General features: G+C 38.6%; 14 protein-coding genes and 5 pseudogenes. 11 read left to right on the forward strand and 8 right to left on the reverse strand.

Annotated elements, in window-relative coordinates; genetic code table 11:
• Window positions 1-152: 152 nt before the first annotated feature.
• Both AC3EBE_RS02895 and AC3EBE_RS02900 read left to right on the forward strand, forming a co-directional pair.
• Window positions 153-1,598 (forward strand): recombinase family protein, encoded by a 1,446-nt coding sequence (locus tag AC3EBE_RS02895; RefSeq protein ID WP_488593513.1) that lies wholly within the window; start codon window positions 153-155, stop codon window positions 1,596-1,598.
• A 5-nt stretch (window positions 1,599-1,603) separates the two neighbouring features.
• Window positions 1,604-1,888: a YbjQ family protein gene (locus tag AC3EBE_RS02900; protein WP_488593514.1), complete on the forward strand. Its 285-nt coding sequence runs from the start codon at window positions 1,604-1,606 to the stop codon at window positions 1,886-1,888.
• Between the two features lie 28 nt (window positions 1,889-1,916).
• Here AC3EBE_RS02900 and AC3EBE_RS02905 read toward each other — a convergent pair whose 3' ends face one another.
• The 3 genes and pseudogenes from AC3EBE_RS02905 to AC3EBE_RS02915 all read right to left on the reverse strand — a co-directional run.
• Window positions 1,917-2,351 carry an NUDIX hydrolase gene (locus AC3EBE_RS02905; RefSeq protein WP_488593515.1) on the reverse strand — a complete coding sequence of 145 codons (435 nt, stop codon included), beginning with the start codon at window positions 2,349-2,351 and terminating at the stop codon, window positions 1,917-1,919.
• Window positions 2,348-2,779, reverse strand: a complete 432-nt coding sequence (locus tag AC3EBE_RS02910) for a GNAT family N-acetyltransferase (protein ID WP_488593904.1) — start codon at window positions 2,777-2,779, stop codon at window positions 2,348-2,350. The genes AC3EBE_RS02905 and AC3EBE_RS02910 overlap by 4 nt, the downstream gene beginning before the upstream one ends.
• 54 nt (window positions 2,780-2,833) lie before the next feature.
• Window positions 2,834-3,265: pseudogene (locus AC3EBE_RS02915) on the reverse strand (NUDIX hydrolase); the annotation flags it as partial.
• A gap of 215 nt (window positions 3,266-3,480) precedes the next feature.
• Here AC3EBE_RS02915 and AC3EBE_RS02920 point away from each other — a divergent pair.
• Window positions 3,481-4,416, forward strand: a pseudogene (locus AC3EBE_RS02920) (DNA topoisomerase); the annotation flags it as partial.
• A 137-nt stretch (window positions 4,417-4,553) separates the two neighbouring features.
• On the opposite strand, the pseudogene AC3EBE_RS02925 reads toward AC3EBE_RS02920, so the two are convergent.
• A pseudogene (locus AC3EBE_RS02925) lies at window positions 4,554-5,092 on the reverse strand (Tn3 family transposase); the annotation flags it as partial.
• A 60-nt stretch (window positions 5,093-5,152) separates the two neighbouring features.
• Here AC3EBE_RS02925 and AC3EBE_RS02930 point away from each other — a divergent pair.
• The 5 genes and pseudogenes from AC3EBE_RS02930 to AC3EBE_RS02950 form a co-directional block, all read left to right on the forward strand.
• Window positions 5,153-5,344, forward strand: coding sequence for a hypothetical protein (locus tag AC3EBE_RS02930; RefSeq protein ID WP_488593905.1), 192 nt, complete (start codon window positions 5,153-5,155; stop codon window positions 5,342-5,344).
• A gap of 475 nt (window positions 5,345-5,819) precedes the next feature.
• Entirely contained in the window at window positions 5,820-7,118 is a 1,299-nt protein-coding gene (locus AC3EBE_RS02935) for a spore germination protein (protein ID WP_488593516.1), read from the forward strand.
• A 7-nt stretch (window positions 7,119-7,125) separates the two neighbouring features.
• Window positions 7,126-8,247: a GerAB/ArcD/ProY family transporter gene (locus AC3EBE_RS02940; RefSeq protein WP_488593517.1), complete on the forward strand. Its 1,122-nt coding sequence runs from the start codon at window positions 7,126-7,128 to the stop codon at window positions 8,245-8,247.
• Window positions 8,244-9,311, forward strand: coding sequence for a Ger(x)C family spore germination protein (locus tag AC3EBE_RS02945; RefSeq protein WP_488593518.1), 1,068 nt, complete (start codon window positions 8,244-8,246; stop codon window positions 9,309-9,311). The genes AC3EBE_RS02940 and AC3EBE_RS02945 overlap by 4 nt, the downstream gene beginning before the upstream one ends.
• 143 nt (window positions 9,312-9,454) lie before the next feature.
• Window positions 9,455-9,658, forward strand: a pseudogene (locus AC3EBE_RS02950) (mercury(II) reductase); the annotation flags it as partial.
• A gap of 153 nt (window positions 9,659-9,811) precedes the next feature.
• Here AC3EBE_RS02950 and AC3EBE_RS02955 read toward each other — a convergent pair.
• The 4 genes from AC3EBE_RS02955 to AC3EBE_RS02970 are packed head-to-tail and all read right to left on the reverse strand — an operon-like array spanning window position 9,812 to window position 16,388.
• Entirely contained in the window at window positions 9,812-10,402 is a 591-nt protein-coding gene (locus tag AC3EBE_RS02955; RefSeq protein ID WP_415814300.1) for a hypothetical protein, read from the reverse strand.
• A complete protein-coding gene (locus AC3EBE_RS02960) occupies window positions 10,383-12,035 on the reverse strand; it encodes a site-specific integrase (RefSeq protein ID WP_415814301.1) in 1,653 nt (550 codons plus the stop codon). The genes AC3EBE_RS02955 and AC3EBE_RS02960 overlap by 20 nt, the downstream gene beginning before the upstream one ends.
• Before the next feature lie 14 nt (window positions 12,036-12,049).
• Window positions 12,050-15,094 (reverse strand): helix-turn-helix domain-containing protein, encoded by a 3,045-nt coding sequence (locus tag AC3EBE_RS02965; protein WP_488593519.1) that lies wholly within the window; start codon window positions 15,092-15,094, stop codon window positions 12,050-12,052.
• Window positions 15,095-15,140: 46 nt separating this feature from the next.
• The gene (locus tag AC3EBE_RS02970) at window positions 15,141-16,388 is read right to left on the reverse strand and encodes a hypothetical protein (RefSeq protein ID WP_488593520.1); all 1,248 of its coding nucleotides are present in this window, start codon (window positions 16,386-16,388) and stop codon (window positions 15,141-15,143) included.
• Between the two features lie 170 nt (window positions 16,389-16,558).
• On the opposite strand from AC3EBE_RS02970, the pseudogene AC3EBE_RS02975 reads away from it, so the two are divergent.
• From AC3EBE_RS02975 to AC3EBE_RS02985, 3 genes and pseudogenes are all read left to right on the forward strand, one after another.
• Window positions 16,559-17,731: pseudogene (locus AC3EBE_RS02975) on the forward strand (DNA topoisomerase); the annotation flags it as partial.
• Between the two features lie 154 nt (window positions 17,732-17,885).
• A complete protein-coding gene (locus AC3EBE_RS02980) occupies window positions 17,886-19,157 on the forward strand; it encodes an MDR family MFS transporter (RefSeq protein WP_488593521.1) in 1,272 nt (423 codons plus the stop codon).
• Between the two features lie 261 nt (window positions 19,158-19,418).
• Window positions 19,419-20,651 (forward strand): aminopeptidase, encoded by a 1,233-nt coding sequence (locus tag AC3EBE_RS02985; RefSeq protein ID WP_488593522.1) that lies wholly within the window; start codon window positions 19,419-19,421, stop codon window positions 20,649-20,651.
• Window positions 20,652-20,653 lie beyond the last annotated feature (2 nt).

Consider the following 20,653-nt stretch of genomic DNA (forward strand, 5'->3'; position numbering starts at 1 on the left):
AAGACAGTAAAGGAAATGTTGTGAAAATACCTATGATTGACAGCATTAGAGAAATCAACGGAGAGCTTTATGCCTTGGTACAAGGTTTTGAGGATCCACCTGAATTATCCCCTGCGTATAAATCCTCAATTAAACACTAAGGAGTGAAAAACTTGAGAGTTGCTATCTATGTCCGCGTTAGTACGGATGAACAGGCTAAACATGGCTACTCAATTGCAGCTCAAGAAGAGCGCTTGCTGGCCTATTGTACCTCCCAAGATTGGGAAGTTGTGAAAATATATAAGGATGAAGGATTCTCCGCGAAAGATCTTCAAAGGCCCAAACTTCAGAGATTACTAGGTGATCTCAAATCAGGAATGTTCGATGTTGTTCTAGTGTACCGGCTAGATCGTTTAACCAGATCCGTGTTGGACCTCTACAAGCTTTTGGCCGAATTTGATGATCATGATGTAAAGTTTAAATCAGCTACAGAGATATATGATACAACGACCGCGACCGGCAGACTTTTTATTACACTTGTTGCTGCCCTGGCACAATGGGAAAGAGAAAACCTAGGGGAACGGGTCAAAATGGGGATGCTCAAGAAAGCTAACCTTGGTGAATGGCTTGGAGGCACAACTCCTTATGGATACGTACAGAAAAACGGTAAATTTACAGTAGTACCTGAAGAAGCGAAGATTGTACAAAGAATTTTTAAAATGGCCAGAACCATGGGTATGGACCGAATAGCAAGGATTCTGAATCAAACTTCCCGTACTCGTAAGGGAGCCGAGTGGGCCGGTTACACTGTCCAATACATCGCCAAAAATCCTGTTTATATAGGAAAGTTTCGCTTCAATAATGAAAGACACCAGCTTCGACTTCCTCTGGCTGAACAGCAGCTGTTTGATGCTGATATTGAAAAAATCATTGATGAAAAAGAATTTTGGGAATTGCAGACGCTTTTGGAACAGCGTAGTGAAAATAAAGGACGGGGAATGACAGGTGGCTATTTCTTCACCTCCATCCTCAAATGTGGAAAATGTGGAGCTCCCATGCAAGGGACAGTTTACCATTACAAGAATCCTAATCGCTCTGTTAAGTTTTATAGATGCAGCAACAAGACAAAAGGACGCACTTGCAGCATGCCCAGCATCCAGGAAGATAGAATGACAGATGAACTCCTAAAGTCATTTTCGAAGCTAGTATATGCCTGGATTGAACCTGATAATATCACCCAAAAATCAGAAGTTCAGTCCAAAGACGAAGTCGATATTGAGTTAGCAACCATACAGAGAACCATGGAAAAGTATAAAATGATGTTCATTAATGACCTGATTGACATAGAGGAGCTTAATGCTAAAACACAGCTGCTCAGGCAAAAAGAAAAAGAGTTGAAGGAAAAGCTTAGCAATGATTCACCTAGTACAATCACCTACACTTTTGATGAGTTAGAGCACCTGGTTGAAAACTTCCCCCAACTATGGGATATGTCAACGGATGAAGAACGAAAAATCTTATTGAGAGAGATTTTTGAAGAGATTGTGATTGATGCAGATGAAAAAGCTAAAGTGAGTCCAGGAAACCCTAAACCATTTTGGATAGAGAGCGCAAAATAGCAGGTATGCACAGTGCACACCTGCTTTTTATTATTTCAGGGGAGGCAATTATGGGAGCCAATGTTGTGCGCGACTTTTTGGCAAGTGTGACAGATGTGATTGGCGGCAGGAGCTCTGCTTATGAGAACAAGCTTGCTGAAGGACGTGAAATAGCCATCCGGGAAATGGAGGAAAAGGCGCGGAGATTGGGTGCGAATGCCGTTGTCGGCGTCGACCTTGATTTCGAAACGCTTCGCGAAGGCATGATGATGTGCATTGCGACAGGCACAGCAGTCTATATCAAGGAATAGTTTATTAAGACCAGGCTTTTGGCCTGGTCTATTTTATTTTATCAAAGACATTGTTTTGGTCGAAGTCCTCCAGGATTGCCTGGGGCAAATGCGCTCTTAATTGGACTGTGTCTGCCCATAGATAATCTGAATGCTCCGGAGACAGCACGACTTGGTTAGTATGGCTTTTGCAAAGATAGCTGAGGATGACGACCTGCCTTGTTGGATCCGTTTTGAACGTGGTTGCAAATAATATTTGTTCAACAGTAATATGGAGGCCGGTTTCTTCATGAACTTCGCGTATTAATGCCGTCTCAAGGTCTTCCCCGAACTCGATTTTACCTCCGACTGTCTCCCAGCTGTCCCTTCCTATTTCTTCATCTGCCGACCGTTTGACGATCAGGACTTTTCCTTCATGCAGGATGACTCCTTTTACGACGACGAAGATTTTATTAGTATCTGCATAGGTTCGGCTTTCCATCATCTTGATTTCCCCTTTTTAAAGCTGGCAATCCTAAGTCCATTTCCAACGATTAAATCTTCCTTGCGCTCAAAGCCTAGCTTTTCATAAAGCCTGACAGCCGGCAAATTGGCAGCGCCAGTTGAAACGATGATATCAGAGGCCTCTGGCTCAAGCGTTTTTTCGATATATGTAATCAGTCTGGCGGCAATTCCTCTGCGGAAAAAGTCAGGATGGTTCATGACCCGGTGGATATCAATCGTGTCCTCTTCCCTTAAATAAGAAACTGCACCTGCCAGCCTGCCATGGAGATAGCAGCCAATGAATGTTTCGCCACAGCTTTGCAGCTGTTCGAAGGTTTCTTTTAATGGAGGAATTTCCTCCGTTCCTATGTATTCAGCTTCGATTTTGTAGGATGCCCGCTGAAGCTGGAGCACCTCGGCAGCAGCCATGATGTCATTCAAATTGATAGGGCTGAATTCCGGGATGATCCTGTATTCACTTATTTTGCTTAAAATCAGTTCCGGCCTGCCCTGCAGCTCAGGGAGATTGTCCAGAGCGAAGAAACGGAGCTCCTTGCTTTCTCCATCCAGCATTTGCAAAGTCCCATTCCAATCATCACATGCATACAGGGCAATGGCATTATGGATTTCATCACCATTTGGATACTGAAAGTAAAAATCCTCCCCCGCCAGAAGGTCAAGGAATTTCAGGCTATTTAGATGTAGTCCGGTTTCCTCAAGCAGCTCCCGCCTCGCAGTTTGTTCAAAGCTCTCCCCGGGCTCCATCGCCCCGCCCGGAATCCCCCACTTTCCTGTATCACTGCGCAGCTGCAGCAGCACCTCGTAGCGTTCATTAAAAACCAGCACAGCCGAACCCGCCAAAATAAACGGCCTGGTCCCAATCAATGCGCGAATCTCGTTCACATAATCCCCCAAACTCCAGCCCTCCCCGCACCCTTTACCCCTTCACCGCGCCGGGGGTCAGACCCCCGGCACGTTAACGCGTCACAGCGGCGGGGGTCAGACCCCCGCCGCTTTAACGCTGCACAGGATTGGGGGTCTGACCCCCACTGCGTTAATGCATTGGTGCGTTTTTTCTATTATACTAGGTTAAGCATACGAAACTTTGTTTTGTTTTGAAAGGAGCAGTTATGAAATCATTGGTTCTTGCGGAGAAACCGAGTGTGGCGCGTGAGCTGGCTCGTGTTCTTGGCTGCAATAAGACACATAAAAGCTATTTTGAGGGTAATCAGTATATCGTGACATGGGCGCTCGGGCACTTGATTGAATTGAAGATGCCTGAGAATTATGACCCGAAGTATAAGGTTTGGAAGCTTGAGGAGCTGCCGATCGTCCCGGATAAGATGGGATTGAAGGTTATCAAGCAGACGAGCCACCAGTTCAAGGCGATCGAAACGCTTGCTGACCGCAAGGATGTCGGCGAGTTCATCATCGCAACGGATGCCGGGCGTGAAGGTGAGCTTGTCGCACGCTGGATCCTCCAGCGCATCAATTGGCGCAAGCCAATCAAGCGTCTGTGGATTTCCTCCCAAACAGACCGCGCCATCAAAGATGGCTTCAAAAACCTAAAGCCTGGCAAGCAATTTGAAGACCTGTATGAATCTGCCGTCTGCCGCGCAGAAGCTGACTGGCTGATCGGGCTGAACGTCTCCCGCGCGCTGACAACTAAATATAAGGATCCACTTTCTGCAGGCCGGGTACAGACTCCAACCCTGGCGATGGTCCTTGAACGCGAGGATGAAATCAACAAGTTTGTGCCAAAGGATTACTGGACAATCCAGGCGAAGGTCGGCACCCTCAATGCTGAATGGGAGCATAACGGAGAAAAGCGCATTTTCTCAAAAGAGAAAGCGGAGCAGATCCAGAAAAAGCTCACTAACAAAAAGGCTGAGCTGAAATCGATCGACCGCAAGAAAAAGTCTGAGCCGCAGCCGCTGCCGTATGACCTGACAGAGCTGCAGCGCGATGCCAATAAGCGCTTTGGCTTCTCTGCCAAGAAAACATCCAATGTCCTTCAGGGACTATACGAGCAGCATAAACTCGTCACCTACCCAAGGACTGTATCTGCAAGAAAGGAAGTGCGCATAAATTATTTACCTTAAAATCATATTAATTTACCAGTCTATTTTTCTGTTTATAAATTGTGCATAATATTATAGTGTACATAAATATAACGAAACGCGGAAATATACCGGCTGGCCCCCCATTGGGATACATTCGCTAATTGCTTATATGTAAGTCCTGGTGTTGCTTCTGTCATCTTGTAATCCATTATTCATTCCCATCCCTAAAAGGGCAGCCATAATAATAATCGTTTCTTTTTTATCTGGCTTTCGATTATTCGAAGCATGAGTAAATTGCATGAAATCTGGTTATATGAGCAACACCCATGAGTAAATCGGTTAATTTTATAAGATAGCATCTGATACAGGCTTTCACTAAACTTTTTTGCTTCTCCTGGAACATCTTTTTCTAAGCGTGCAAGTGACAGCTTTCCTTTTTCAGGCGAAACTCCATCTAACTTGTTGGAATTGGTAGCTAACCACTTTAACTTTTCATTAAGGCTGCTGGCTCTTTCCGATATAATCATCGAATGATAAACTAACTGATAACCTCGTATTTCCCTTGGTTTATTTCCATGTATCTACCAAAAACAAATATTCCTCAAAATCCCTATATTGTCTGCTGTATACAATGGAAACGTCTCCCCAGAACATACTCCTGCAGTTCTGTTAAAACAGCTTTTTATTTTCTAAACAGATCAGTCCTATTTTTACGACAAAAACAGTTGTTATCGGTTTAATAACGATTGTTCTTGGAATCGATACAATCACACAACCAGCAACCGCCCTTGTTGCTTCTTTGACTGCTACCTTGCAGGCTGGCGGGGATACGAGGTTTCCTATGTATATGACAGCGATAGGAATATGGGTGATTCGGTATTTACTAGGTGTTTATTTTGGATTAGGACTTATCGGAGTCTGGATGCAATAGACAATTATGTTCGTGCGATATTTTTAATATTACGTTATCGTTCTTCTAAGTGGATTCAAAATTCAACTTGATTAGCATTTGTGTTTCTTTTTTCTTTATTCCATTATAGGGCGCTTTAATGAAGTAACTAAAGCCTAATTTCTCACTTAATACCGAGAAATTAGGCTTTTTTTTATATTTGGATTTCCTTAAAGTTGTGAATCCGCATTATCCTGACGCCACCCTAATTATGATAAATCTTGGAAGTAACTTTTTTGTTTCATGATTACTACCTACACCCTTTTATGTAAAGTGGAATAATGTATGTAAAAAGCAGATTTGGAGGTGAAGAATCAAGAATGGAAAGTTATTCAACTCAAAGTATAATTGTCCTTGGCACGGGGATACTTGTTATAGGTGCAATGTTCGTTTTTATAGGCGAATATAAGAAGTTGGGTGAATTAAGAGCGTAAATTGTGTTGGTGGTGGAATAAATATGGCTGAAAAATTAGAGACCTTTATATTGAAGAAATTTAAAGATGTAAGTGACTTTGAGTTACACAACATAAATAAATATAAAATTTTTCTTGTTTCTTCGTTAGTGAATGTTGATTTTGTTAATAAACTTATTATGAATCCGCTCCTTATGGAAGATGCATCAATTGAGATGCTCCCAATAATAAGTCTAAAAAAGGAAACTTCTTTCTTGGTTGCTGAAGATGAATTATTAAGGGGTTCTGTTATTGTCTGCAAAGAAAAAAAGAAAGATTTTTTTATTGTAACACTCCCTTCAGACGTTGGCAGAGGCATTGAACCATCAGAACAGGAGTCTACTTTATATACGTCTTTAGCAAGTTTTACTGAACAACTAAATCAAAATCTAACCATGATTAGGAGGGTTCTACCAACTTCTAATTTGAAGTCATGTATGTTTACAATTGGTGACCTATCAAAAAGTAAAGTGGCTATTCTATATCTTGAAACTCACTCGAATGAAAAAGAATTGAATGATCTAAAAGAAAAAATAAACAAAATTAAAGTCGAGTTTGTAACGAACTCAGCCTTTTTAGCGAGATTACTTAGTTCATCAAACAGCAGTTTTCCAGAATATCAACTTTCAAATCGGCCAGATTTTGTAGGGTTATCTTTATCAAAAGGAAAATTTGTCATATTAATGGATCAAACCCCATTTGTGATTATCGGACCAAGTACATTTTACGATTTTTTCTTATCAGCAGAGGATTATATTTTCAATACCTGGACTGCTTATTTTTTTAGGGTTCTTCGATTGGTGGGGTATTTTTCCTCTTTGCTACTAGTGCCTATATATGTGGCATTTACTACTCATCACTACGAAGGATTTCCAATTGAAGTTTTATTCCTTGTAATTGAGAGTCGATCTGATGTGCCTTTTCCTCCACTTTGGGAAGCGCTTCTAATGTTAATAACAATGGAATTTTTAAAAGAAGCAAGTAAAAGAATGCCGACAAAGACAGGTAACACACTTGGAATTGTTGGCGGAATAATTATTGGTGATGCTGCGGTTCAAGCGGGGCTAGCAAGTAATATACTTATTGTCTTGGTAGGAATAACAGCAGTTTCTTCATTTTTAGTGCCAAACTATATTATGGGTAGTTCCACAATAATATTAAGATTTTTGTTGCTTATGCTTTCGTTTGTATTTGGGATGTTTGGAATTGCGGCTGGATTTTGTATGTTAATTATTCATTTGAATTCTAAAAATTCAATAAATATCCCCTATCTCTATCCATATAATGTCGTAAAAGAAAGGTAAGGTTTAGATGTTTCAATTTTTGTTTCGAGAGTTACCCTTATTAAAAAATCATAGGGAAGAAATAAAGGTTAGTGGTTGGAATTGGGTGTTTGTTGTCAATCGGTTGCAAGTCGGTTATACTTTATTGCTTTTACCGACACAACTAATAAGTGGTGATAACTATTGGATCTTACTTCTTGGATTTGTTATATCTCAGGTTAATTTATTTTTTATTAGTAGGTGGATTACATATAAAAAAAGTGATAAGGAAAAAAAAGGAGGGGCTCTTTCAAAACTATTCATCAATTTAACATTAGCGACGGGAGTCGGTTTTTTATTAGTAAAGTTACTTGTTATAATCATTGGATATGCCAAGGTGATTCAGTTATATTTACTTAGATATGACAGGATAATAAGTATTATTATAGTTCTTGGAATTTTGGTTGTCTATTTAACTTATCAGGGAATTCAAAACATTACCAGATTTTCCGTCTACTCCTTTATTTTTTCTGCTTGGATTATCCTTTTTTATATTCAAGTTTTATTTGCCCCGACCTCCACTTTTAATGATTTTATACCGATATGGAATGGCTTCTCTATGGAAAAAGATATAAGTAAACTATTTTATGTACTCTCTGCCTTTTCAGGACCAGAATTAATTTTGTTGCTTCGAAAAGGGGTTTTACCAACGAAGAAAGTTTTTACTTATTTTACAATAGGAAATACTTTAACCTTGTTGGAGTTTTCTTTCTTTTTTTATCTATCTGTCATATTCTTCGGTCAAAATTACTTAGAAAAAGTGGAATATCCTCTAGTGTCCATGGCTAGGTATATGCAGCTTCCTATCATAGATCGGCTTGAAATGTTTATTATATCCTTTTTTATGTTTCCACTGATATTCTCCTTATCTTTCGTGAATTTCTTTATTTTCAAAGGATTTTTTTATACCTTTAAGACAAAACTAAATAACATAACCTATATCATTTATAGTTTCTGTCTGATTTGGATAATATTATTCGTTGAAAATAAGTATTGGGCAGAAAGCGATCAAGCGAAAATTTGGTTAAATTATTATGTGTACTTAACTGCCCTTGTATATACCGTAATACCATTAGTCTTATTTATAATAAAAAAGGTGAAAAAAGAATGAAAAAAAGAACACTATTTGTTTTTCTACCAATCATTTGGATTTTAACTTCATGCAATATTGGAGAAAATACTATTGAGGAGATTGCGCCTGTAGTTTTGTATTTTTTTGAAAAGGGGGAGAATGAAAAGTATAGGGTAACCACTATGGTTCCTCCTGTGAAGCGTGAAAAAAGAGCAGTAATAACCACAGAAGAATCACTTATAAAGGATATTAAATCAAAATTAAACTCTCAATACTTCAGAAGTATTAAAGATGGACAATTAAGAATCGCTTTTTTTAGTAAAGAACTTGCTGAAGAAAGTATTGAGGAGATTGTCACTGCATTATATATGGATACGGATATATCTGACAGGGTATATTTAGGAATCGTTGAAGGAGATTTTAAGAATCTAATGATTTCCAACTCATCTACTGATTATCTTCTATATAGGGAAATGAAGCACAACCAAAATCAAGGAGAAATCCTAGTTGTAGACTTACATGAATTTATAAAATCAATTCATTCTAATTATGCAGACCCTTACTTGCCATTTTTTTCAATGGTGAAAGGGGAATTGCATTTTAATGGTTTGGTCTTATTTAAGGATTATAAATTAATTCACCGGTTCAAACTAAACGAGGCTGAATTGTTTGACTTTCTAACTGGACAAGTGAATTATCACGAGGTATTTTCATTACAAAAATTACATCTCAATTTGGGACTCGTTAACTCTGACGTTAAGTTTCAAGTAAATAACGAGGGAAAAAAAATAAAGATAAGCATGAAGTTACGAGGTATAATTAATGAATATCAGGGATCCAAAGACTTAACTATAGAAAAAAAACAATTAGAACTTAAATCAGATATACAAAGTGAAATTAAAAAGTCAATGGAAGAACTTATACAAACGCTCCAATCAAATCATGTTGATCCTTTAAAGATAGGTCTTTATACCAAAGGAGTTTTTTCAGAACCATACAAGGATGGAAAGTGGAAAGATGTATGGCCTGAATATAATGTGGAGTTAATTGTTGAATTAGATATTAAAGATTATGGTACATATCAGAGAAGAGGAAGTTTTTAGTTTTCACTGTCTGTGATTTTGTAAATAATCAAAGTTTCTTGAGTGGTTACTTTGGCGATGTATGAACACATCATGGACTAGAAATTGTACATCTATTTGAAAATATTTATAACGATATCACGATTAAGGCGCTTATTGTAAACACAATGAAAGTATTAGGGGTTCATTGTGTCTCGAAAACGCAGGAAATGTGATTAATGCCGCGACTTTCAGCTAATAAATTCGGTTTATTAGTAGCAGATTTTCACGAAACCCTCGCGCCCTATTTGACAGTGGCAGAAGGAATGAGGCTGGCTGCCCTTACGTTCGATAAAGATGTATCCAAATTACCTTGTTATGCAGGATAACGATTTTTTATAATATCTAGCCGATATTCCACAAAGGATATCGGCTTTGTTTTTATCTAGAAATCATGCTATATCCATCTATAGTTTTGTTTAGGTAAGATACAAATTTGGAATCAGAAAAGTGATGATGAAATAAATTGATTTATCTCTCATTTAGTCATCAAATAATGTTGCGAAACTACTCTTAAGATCCAGGCTGAGACTCTCCTGTTTATTCTGTTCATTTATGGAAATTACATTATCTCGTATTCCTTTTTCTCGCCTTACACTTGGATTAGTACTAGCAATTACAAGACTTTCATAATGTTTAATAATGGCTTGCTGTTCATTTATTTCTTTTTCTTTTTGTTTGATAATCTCCTCTAAGTCTTCTGTATCCTTTACTTTTTTATTTAGCTTTAAGTTTTGTTCATAAAGAGACTGAATGACTTCGTTTAAATTAAACAAAGCATCCCTTAATCCCTTTTTATTATTTTCAAATCTTGTAATATATTCATCTATATTTGGAAGGGGGAGAGAATGATTTGTTGTAACTAAGGATTGACTAATGATAGGTTGATTCAATCTATTAATCACATGGGCCATTCTCCGTGACCAAACATGGCGTTTGATTTTGGTTGCCTTCTCTAATTGTAGGTAAGTTACTTTCCCAGGATTATCTTTAACATATTTCTCAAGTATTGACTTAAGTTCAGCCTCTGTATACCTATTAGGACGACCTTTTTTATTTTTGTTCGGTTCCATCTGGATTCACCTCAAATCTTTTTGGGATTAGTGAGTCTACCATAGCTTTTTGTTCCATCAACCTATTAAGTTCATTTGCGGTAGAAGATAGTTCTTCCTGATCAATTGTCGAATAATAGTTAGTATCTAGATTAAATTTCATATTTTGATTAATATGTTCTAATAACTTAATTTGATTACTGATACGACGGTCTAATAAGTCTGAACAATCTGTTAACCAACGAATTCCGTCTGTGAGATTTTCCTCTGGATTGAAATGATAAAAATCACAAAATCGACAATCACCAGTACAGTTATTTGGAAAATTCGAATCTGTACAATATCCATATTCAACAGGTCTTAGTGTCTCAAAGTCACTAAGCTCATAAATACGATGTTTGTCAAGTTTGCCTTTAACAGTAAATATACCGTCTGACATAGATTTATTTAATCGGTCTAATCGATTATTCTCGGACAAAACATATACCATTGACTCTGCAAAATACTCAATATGTCCCCAGTAATTTTGTTGAGTTCTTAATCGTCTATGTCCACCCATTTTAGCGATGGATAGCATGTTAAACCCCTGTAGCATCATGTTGCAAAAGGCGAAATGCCTTGTGTCACCAGGAGAAACTTGCTCTACTTCTAAGTATTTATATTTACCTCCCATAACTTTCTTGTAAAAATTATCTAATAGCCACTGAAATTGTGATAATAGTAGAACAGAGCGATCCTTTTTGTAGGTATCTCTCTTTAAATCTAGATACTTATAATAGGTTTCATACGACATTAAATAGTTCGACGTATAATCATTTGGTAGCATATCTTGATATGTTTTTAATAATCTATATGTTTCTTGGTTAATTTGAAGCGTGTCTTCAACATCGATATCACTATAACTTTCGTATTTCCGTTTCTCCCTTGGGACTGTGATCCAATATGAATTATCTTGGTTTTTCGTGATACAGTTTTTCTTCAATAGGAGAAATTCACTAGGACGCAAAGGTATAATCGTTGTTATTTTCCACCATAATAATATTGGGTAATATTTTGCCCGTTCATGTTGATTGCAAGTGTTTTCAAAGTCACTTATTACATCATCAAATACTAGGATAGATTCGTACTTAGGAAGTTTTCTATTTCTTTGAATATATTGATATAAAGGGGTACATTTTTCAATATATTCAGCAGCATTAGAATGACTGAAAAAATGCAGAAATCTGACTGTGTACAAAGCAATACTATTCCGTTTGCTATACCCAAATTGATTAATGTATTCTTCCAACTCTGGTAAAGCCCCTAAGCTAAATCCTTTGCTAATATATATCGCTTCTTTTATTGAGGTAACAACGTGTTGTGTATGATGAATTGTAAATTCAGATGAAATTTGAAGTAGGGCAAAACACTTCAGAGCAATATTTAATTCGCGAAATAGTTCAAGTTCGAACTTCAAAGATCGTGTGTTTCTAAAACGGTCACAAAGTGTCCAGATAGTATCGTCAAAACAATCTGCTTCAAGATAACCTTTTAATTTATATTCCATAAAAATATTATAGTATTGAGAGATATTTGTTTTATCAAATCTATGATTTTCAATGATATTTATATTCATAGATTTCCCTAAATCTTTTATTCTTTTTTGTGAGATCACAAGTCCACAACCCTTTATACTTTGGTTTCTGATACCTTAGATGTAACAGATAAATCATCTTGAATATCAATTAAAGAATTTCTTAAATCCCTTAAGTCAATAAATGTTCCAATATGCTCTCTACCTAACTCAACCGCTGCTTGTTCTAAAATAAATAAAACCTTAAATAACAGAGATGAATCTCTTTTTCGTATTGCCTCAAATTTCGTTGATTTTATTGATTCAATCAGTCTCTTTAATTCCTCACCTACTGAAAATAATAGGTAGTCTTTTGGTATAATATATTCGCAATTTAAACAGGAGGTAGCCGCATTATTACTACATTTAGGAAATATAAAGCATTGAGCATGTTTCATTTTAGCAGGCAATTCTCCGTGGAAAATCTTCTTTAATTTAATTTCTAATTCTTTTTTTGACATCATTGCTAAGCGCAATGGTAACGAATTCTCATTATTTTGTTCCTTTAGTAAGAAAGACGATAGACCTTCCAATTGAATAGGTGCATAGCCGTCACGGTATAACTGTATCATCTTTGTTCGTTCTTCTAGTGTCTGTGAACCCTGATCCGTATATAAGTTAATCATACTATTATACAACCAACCAAAATGGCCGCGATTAAACAGGTTAAGTGAAACATTATCTAGAGGCCCATCTTCATTCGTAAATTGTATATAAACAGTTGTTGAGTCTTGATCTTTATGATATCGCATCGTTCGTGTTAATTCGTATGAAATATCAGCATCTTTTCCTGATTCATTAATATGGTGGAAATAATAGGTTAGTAGAGTTCTGTTCATTTTTAAACTTTTAAAATCCGACAAATCTTTCTTATGCTTAAAAAATTTTTTGTTAATGAAATTGTGCCTGATGGATTCGAGCAATAAGATATCTTTCCATTTTCTACGGTGCAATTCAACAATTACTACGGCAGTTGCAAATGGAACGACAAGATCGTTATGACACAAAAACTGTCCAAGTGCACCCGTTTTGGAAATCCGCAATTTCCCTACTTTTAAATAGACCTGATTTGCAATTAATAGGGCTTGTTCTTGCGATAGTCTTTCTTTTTCAAAGTAACTAAGCGAGTTGACTTTGATATCATCCAGATCAATGGAAGGAAGCCCGTGAATAATATCTGATTTACGCCAGGCATTAATCATATGCATTAAAACAAATAACCACGTTTGAGCAATTGTTTTAGTTTTTATTGCTTCTGGGACATGAACCTCAATATTTTTTACATAATTGTAGTAGTCCATAAACTTTTCAAAGCTATATATATTTTTGTCTTTGGAACCCTTGTTTGCCATATTATAATTATTTTTAAAATTACAATTCACACGTTTTGCACAATATTGAAGAAAAGAAACAAAGTATTGTTTGACATAATCAGGAGTGCTTTTTGATTGCAGTATTCCTTCAATTTCTCTATCTGTAAGAAGAAATACTTCTCTAGGAATAATCGATATTATAGCATCAATTGTATTTGCGTAATAAACGACTTTCTTGTTTAGTGTATCTCCATTTGCTTTACTATTAGATAGCGTGTGATTAACAAATTCCATATACAAATCAAATGAACCTTGGAGTGTGTTTGGTATTTCCAAATTCAAGGATTTGTATTTAAACTTATTGATCGCATCGAGAGTAGTGAACTGACCTTTAGTTTCAGGTGTAAACTGCTGATACAGTGAGGTTTCATAATCAGCAATATCTGCTTCTGGAATAACCCAACTTCCTGTTGACATTTTATAAGCTCTTGGAAATCGATTATATAATATAAGCTGTTTAGTATAGCCCTTGCTAAATTTTAACCTTTCAGCAACTTCACTTATGGTTAAATAGCCTGGAGGAATTGATAAAGTTAACTCAAGACTTTCAATATCTGTTTCAGGGATTAAATAGCCCTCTCTTCGTGCCCTTAAGATAGCATTTGGGAATTTATTTTCTTTTATATATTTTCTTATAGTATCTGGATGACAAGCCAATATTTCAGCAGCTTCTTTGATTGTTATATATCCAGGTAACTTAATTGGCTTTTGCATTTCAAGTAATTGAATATCTGTTTCTAATATTAAGTATTCATTTTTATGACCGCGAATATAGTTAGGGAAGTTTCCTTTTCTGATATGTTCCCTAACTGACTCCTCATGACAGCCGAGTTTCTGCGCAGCTTGAAACACAGTTAAGAAGCCATCAGGTATCACAAGAGATTTTTCATATGCTGAGATATCTGATTCTAATATTAAATAACCTTCAGTTTGGTTTCTGAAAATAGTGTTTGGAAATTTGTTAGCTTTAATATAGTCTCTAAGAGTAGCTATACTAATATCTAATATTTTTGCTGCTTCTTTTAATGGTATGTATCCTTCTGGTAACTCTAAGTTTGTCTTTAAATTTTCAATATCCAATTCTGGAATAAGATAACCTAGACCGGCCCCTCTTAAAACCGCATTATGGAGTTTATTTGTTCTAATGTAGGTTAAAATATGACTTTCACTCCACAACATTCGCTTAGCAGCTTCTTTAGTTGTTATGTACCCTTTTGGTATGCTTAAATCTTGTTGTAAGTTAAGTATATCCTTTTCAAGAATCCAATATTTCCGTCCAACTTTGTGATAAGAAAGGGTGCCAACATTTATATAACGAAGAATAGTATTAGGGTTTAACGACACCATACTAGCAGCATCTTCTAAGGAGACATAACCATCTGGTTCAAGGGCTTGTTCGAAATCTTCCACATCAGATTTCGGAATTAATCGGCCTCGACCGTGTTTTTTTGAAATTGTATTAGGGAACTTTCCTTGTTTGATATAAATTCTTATGTTGGAATCAGAACATGACAATCTTGATGCAACTTCTTGAATTGTTAGGTAACCTTCGGGAACGGTGGCAAGTTCTTGTCTAAGAGTATCAATGTCTGATTCAGGTATGAGATAGGAACGACTATTTTCTTTTTGGATCGCATTCGGAAGTTTGTTTTTTTTCATATAGCTTCTAACGGTACTTTTATCACAGGATAGTGTTTTAGCTGCTTCCTCAACATTTAAATAGGACATCTTTCAGCACACCCTTTCAAACTCTCTGATTTAACTTACACTTGAATCATGGTTTTGTAAGCTCTGGACTGCTTGATCCATATAGAGTATCTAATCGGTTTTCTAACTTTTCTTTCATTCTGTTCGTATTCGCAAAGTATGGCATAACGGATTCAAAGCTACTGTCTCCACGAGGAAATGAAACTTCATAAAGATTTTTCGCTTCTTCAGCTAAAAGATTACTAAAAACACCTCTTCCTAAGTGCGTTGACCACTTGAAACTTGCTAGGGTCAGTGAGGCCATTTTATCATCTACATTCTTTGAGTTTCTTAAATATGAAAGAAACTCTTCCTTTAATTTGTTAAAATTATATCTGTAACTTTGTCCTGTTAAAGCATAGCCATGTTTGTTTATAAAAAGTGGATCTGAACCACTTGTAGCAGGATATTTTTCGAGATGATTTTTATAAAAAACCTTTGCCCAATTTTTGTACCCTAATACCAACTGATACCTAGGCTTTTTAACATAATTTGATCCAGACGTATTACTAAGATCGGTTCTTAGGTTCCGACTTTCAAGGTTAAGAACTAATCCATTTTCACCATAGGACCCAAGAGTACTTACATCCATTCGTCGTAAGTTTACAATTTCCCCAACCCTTAATCCCCCAAAAAATTGCATATACACCCCTAATGCAATTGCACTTTTGGTTTGAAAGGCTATTTCTAAGAAATATAGAATGAATTCATCAGGTATGGTATGTAAAATATTATTCTTTTTATCTCCTAGGTAGTTAACATTATGGAAAGGGGAGACATAATAAGTCTCATATTTATTGTAGGGTTTGGTCTTCTTCTCGAATATATCCATTTCAATGCAAATGAAATTTCTTTTTGCTAAATAGATATAGAACTCAGTAATGGTTCTTTCTATTTTTTGTACAGTACTACGAGGAACTTGATTATAGGTTAAATCATTTAGAAAATCACTACCATGTTCTAAATCTATCTCGGTTATGGAAGAAAGGTTATAATAATTTTTATTCTCAATAAGGTAATTAAGGAACTTAACTAGATTATAGGCATGAGATTTCATAGTATTAAAAGCACTGTACTTCCACTTATAAAAAATAAAGTCTGTTAAAGGATGTATCATCGACTTATTGTTTCGTCTGTTTTTAACTGCAATAACTGCAAATTCTTTTTCAACCTTACTGCCGTCTTTGTTTTTACCAATTTGTGACCAAACCGATCGAACAATAAATTTGATATATCCACTTCGATCAAAGTCAACTACATTTTTTTTACTTTTCATATAAACCCTTCCTTGTATAAATAGTAACCTGGTAATCTTAATAGCAACCATATCATTTAACAGATTAATGCACAATAAAACTAAATTTTTTTAGGAAGAAACGTTGATAAAAAAAGGGGCGTTGGCTATTAATGCACAGAAACTATTTATGTACAATTGTTAATAGATAAAGGACGGATTCACGCTATTTGACAACCGATATGGAAGCAACAATGGCGGACCGCCTTGAGGGAATTTTGTCCGGCTACAAGGATGAAGCAAAGCCGGCGCTTGCCCAAAAAGGAAAAGTGTTGGCTCGCCGCGTGTTCAATAATGAAAAAGTTACTGATCACCACGCCATCATTCCGACAGAGGAACGGCTGCATCTCGCTGATCTGTCACCTGACGAAAGAAAACTATACGATTTAATCGTCCGCCGTTTCCTGGCGTTGTTTTATCCTGCGTATGAATACGAAACAATCCACGCGAGCTTCATTGTCGAAGGTGAATCGTTATCAGCGCGCGAAACAAACGTCCTTGATCTTGGTTTTAAAAAGGTCCTCGTAAAAGACGAGGATGACCAGGCCGCCAAACAAAGCCTTGGCCATCTTGAAAAAGGCAAGAGCTATTCAATCGGCCCGGTGAACCTGAACAAGAAAATGACCGAACCGCCGCTTCGCCTTTCCGAATCGGATATCCTTGCTAAAATGGAGAAATTCGGTCTCGGCACGCCGGCTACCAGGGCGGAAATTATTGAACGCCTTATCAGTTCTGAAGTCGTTGAACGCCAAAACGGCCGCTTGTTCCCTACGAAAAAAGGCAAACAGCTGATCGACCTGGTGAATGAGGAATTGACTTCCCCTGAGCTTACGGCAAAATGGGAAAAAGAGCTTGAGGAAATCGCCCGCGGCAAGGGTGACCCGAAGGCATTCAAGCAGCGGATCCGCGAACAGACTGCCCGCCTTGTTTCTGAGATAAAAACAAGTGACAAGTCTTACCGTGCACATAATCTGACTGGATCGAAATGTCCTGAGTGCGGCGAATTCATGAAGGAACGGAAAACGAAGGAAGGCAGAATCCTCGTATGTTCAAGCCCGGAATGCAATTTCCGCAAGCATAAGGATCCAAAGCTTTCCCAGCGCCGCTGCCCTCAATGCCACAAACGTATGGAGATCCATAACGGCAAGGCAGGTGCCTACTTCCAATGCCGCCGCTGCAATGTCGTCGAGAAGGCTGAGGATAAGAAAAAGGGCGTTTCGAAACGCGAGGAGCGGAAGCTGAAGGAAAAATACAGCCCAGCCGAGTCCAGCTTCGGAACGAGCCTTGGCGATTTGCTGAAAGCAGCGCTTGAGGATAAAGAGTAATTTTTGCAGACCAACCAGAAAAACTTTGGGAAGTCCCCAAACATACCATTTAACTAAAAGCGGCCCTGTGCCGCTTTTTCCTTGTATTTAACTTGTAAAATCTTCCTTCAAAATAGTATGATATTCGTTGGACTTATGGAAAAGGAGAAACATCATGAGATTAAGAGACTGGGACCGCAACCTCAAAATCCGCCTATTTGGCGAGGCTTTGATGAATATTACTTTTTGGATGTTTTTCCCGTTTTTAACGATTTATTTTGCCGAAAGCTTCGGAAAGGATAAGGCAGGATTCCTGCTGATTTTTTCACAGTTGTTCTCGGTGTTTGCCAATCTGCTCGGCGGCTATACAGCAGACCGGTTCGGCCGCAAACGGATGATGGTCATCTCGGCATTCGGTCAAGGTGTTGCCTTTCTCGTCTTTGCGTACGCGGTTTCGCCATGGTTTACATCACCGATTCTCGGCTTTATCTGCTTCGCGCTTGTTGGCGTGTTCGGCTCGATCTATTGGCCGGCCAGCCAGGCAATGGTCGCAGATGTTGTGCCGGAAAAGGACCGCAGCAGCGTTTTCGCGATTTTTTACACCTCGATCAATATCGCCGTTGTAGTCGGGCCGATTCTCGGGGCACTTTTTTACGTAAAATACCGCTTTGAATTGCTGGTTGCTGTCGGGATCATCTCCATCCTGCTGGCATTGGTGCTTTCCAGATGGACTCGGGAGACCGTACCGGATTCAGCAAGAGTGAAACAGGCGGCGGATGGAAAATGGTATGATTTCCTTAAAAATCAGCTGGCTGATTACAAGGTCATTGTACAGGATAAAGTTTTCCTGCTGTTCATCATTTCGGGAGTTCTTGCGGCGCAAACATTCATGCAGCTTGACCTGCTATTCCCTGTTTACACTAAGGATACGGTACAAAATCAGACAGTGTTCGAGCTAGGCAGCAAGGTCTTCACGGTCAATGGCGAGCAGGCTTTCGGGCTGATTCTTTCGGAAAACGGCCTGCTTGTCGCCTTGTTCACTGTTTTCGTCACAAAATGGGTGACCCGCTTCACGGAACGGAATGTATTTGTGCTATCCTCTGTCACCTATGCAGTGGCCATCCTCATGTTCGGTTCAACAAACTGGATCTGGGGCCTGATTGCCGCAATGGCTGTCTTCACGCTGGCCGAATTGATGACGGCTGGCCTGCAGCAGACCTTCATCTCCAATCTGGCACCAGAGCATATGCGCGGGCAATATTTCGCGGCGGCATCACTGAGGTACACAATCGGTAAAACAATCGCACCTATCACGATTCCGCTTACTGTCTGGATCGGCTATGGATGGACATTCATCATCCTCAGCATCCTCGCGCTGTTGAGCGCTGGCCTATACTGGGTAATGTTCCGGCTGTACGAAAAAAGTAAGGCAGCCGGCGCTATTTAGCACAGGGATTCTTTTTCCTGTGCTTTTTCAATTTCTCAGTTAAAAGGCATCAGAACAAGTTCACATGAACTTCCTCCCATAAAGCCTTCAGCCCTCGAACTGAACGGTATTCCTTAAACACAGTTCCCTACCTGCAGGTTTCAAAAATTCTCCAGACAGCCACCTCCTGCTTTTTGTCCACACAAGTCGAACGCATTCAGTTTCTTTTTTCCTATAAAATCGTTACAATATAAAAGAAGATTCAGAAAAGGGGCGAAATTAATGAGTGATTTCCTGACGAATTTAGAAAAATATGCGGATCTTGCTGTCAAGGTTGGCGTTAATATCCAGGAGGGCCAGACGCTTGTCGTCAACACTACGCTTGATGCTGCGGATTTTGTGCGCCTGGTTGCAAAAAAGGCGTATGAAGCTGGCGCTAAAAACGTGGTTGTCAACTGGAATGATGATGTCGTTTCCAGAACAAAATACGAGCTTGCGCCTGATGAGGCTTTCACCGAGTATCCTGAATGGCGTGCCCGTGAAGTAGAAGCACTTGCAGAAAATGGAGCAGCATTCATGTCTGTCGTTTCTTCAAGTCCTGACCTTTTGAAGGGTGTTAAATCCGAGCGTATCGCCAATTTCCAAAAGGCAGCTGGGACAGCATTATCGAAGTACCGCAAGTACATACAATCAGACAAGGTCAGCTGGACAGTTGTTGCCGCTCCTTCCGAGGGATGGGCGAATATGGTCTTCCCTGATGAGCCAGCAGAAACAAGAGTGCAGAAGCTGTGGGAAGCCATTTTCAAGGCAGTCCGCGTGAACACTGAGGATCCTGTTGCAGCTTGGAAAGAGCATGATGCATCTCTCCATGAAAAAGTGGACTACCTGAACAGCAAACGCTACAAGAAGCTTCACTATAAAGCTCCTGGCACTGATTTGACAGTTGAGCTTCCAGAGAAGCATATCTGGGTAGGTGCTGGTTCTGTTAACGAGAATGGCCATGAATTCATGGCGAACATGCCAACGGAGGAAGTATTCTCTGTGCCTGTTAGAACTGGCGTGAATGGCTATGTTTCAAGCACGAAGCCGCTCAGCTACGGCGGAAATATCATCGACCGCTTCAAGCTGACGTTTGAAAACGGCAGGATCGTTGGCGTCGAGGCAGAGGAAGGCGAAGAAATCCTCAAGCAGCTTGTAGCGACAGACGAAGGCTCGCATTATCTTGGTGAAGTGGCGCTCGTTCCATTCAACTCGCCAATTTCCCAGTCAAATGTTCTTTTCTTCAATACACTATTTGATGAAAATGCATCCAACCACTTCGCTATCGGCAGTGCCTATGCGTTCTGCATCGAGGGCGGCAAGAAAATGTCGTCTGAAGAGCTCGCTGAAAATGGCCTGAACGAAAGCATCACTCACGTCGATTTCATGATTGGCTCTGACAAAATGGATATCGATGGCATCACTGAAGATGGTTCAGCTGAGGCTGTTTTCCGCAATGGTGATTGGGCATTCTAATT

Source organism: Mesobacillus sp. (genome assembly GCF_057785455.1).

What these genes read in the sequence shown, in the direction of transcription:
- AC3EBE_RS02900 (WP_488593514.1), top strand. Translation starts at nt 1,604, where the DNA reads ATGCACAGTGCACACCTGCTTTTTATTATTTCAGGGGAGGCAATTATG.
- AC3EBE_RS02965 (WP_488593519.1), bottom strand. Translation starts at nt 15,094, where the DNA reads ATGTCCTATTTAAATGTTGAGGAAGCAGCTAAAACACTATCCTGTGAT.
- AC3EBE_RS02940 (WP_488593517.1), top strand. Translation starts at nt 7,126, where the DNA reads ATGTTTCAATTTTTGTTTCGAGAGTTACCCTTATTAAAAAATCATAGG.
- AC3EBE_RS02955 (WP_415814300.1), bottom strand. Translation starts at nt 10,402, where the DNA reads ATGGAACCGAACAAAAATAAAAAAGGTCGTCCTAATAGGTATACAGAG.
- AC3EBE_RS02980 (WP_488593521.1), top strand. Translation starts at nt 17,886, where the DNA reads ATGAGATTAAGAGACTGGGACCGCAACCTCAAAATCCGCCTATTTGGC.
- AC3EBE_RS02985 (WP_488593522.1), top strand. Translation starts at nt 19,419, where the DNA reads ATGAGTGATTTCCTGACGAATTTAGAAAAATATGCGGATCTTGCTGTC.
- AC3EBE_RS02935 (WP_488593516.1), top strand. Translation starts at nt 5,820, where the DNA reads ATGGCTGAAAAATTAGAGACCTTTATATTGAAGAAATTTAAAGATGTA.
- AC3EBE_RS02910 (WP_488593904.1), bottom strand. Translation starts at nt 2,779, where the DNA reads ATGGCTGCTGCCGAGGTGCTCCAGCTTCAGCGGGCATCCTACAAAATC.
- AC3EBE_RS02905 (WP_488593515.1), bottom strand. Translation starts at nt 2,351, where the DNA reads ATGATGGAAAGCCGAACCTATGCAGATACTAATAAAATCTTCGTCGTC.
- AC3EBE_RS02945 (WP_488593518.1), top strand. Translation starts at nt 8,244, where the DNA reads ATGAAAAAAAGAACACTATTTGTTTTTCTACCAATCATTTGGATTTTA.
- AC3EBE_RS02970 (WP_488593520.1), bottom strand. Translation starts at nt 16,388, where the DNA reads ATGAAAAGTAAAAAAAATGTAGTTGACTTTGATCGAAGTGGATATATC.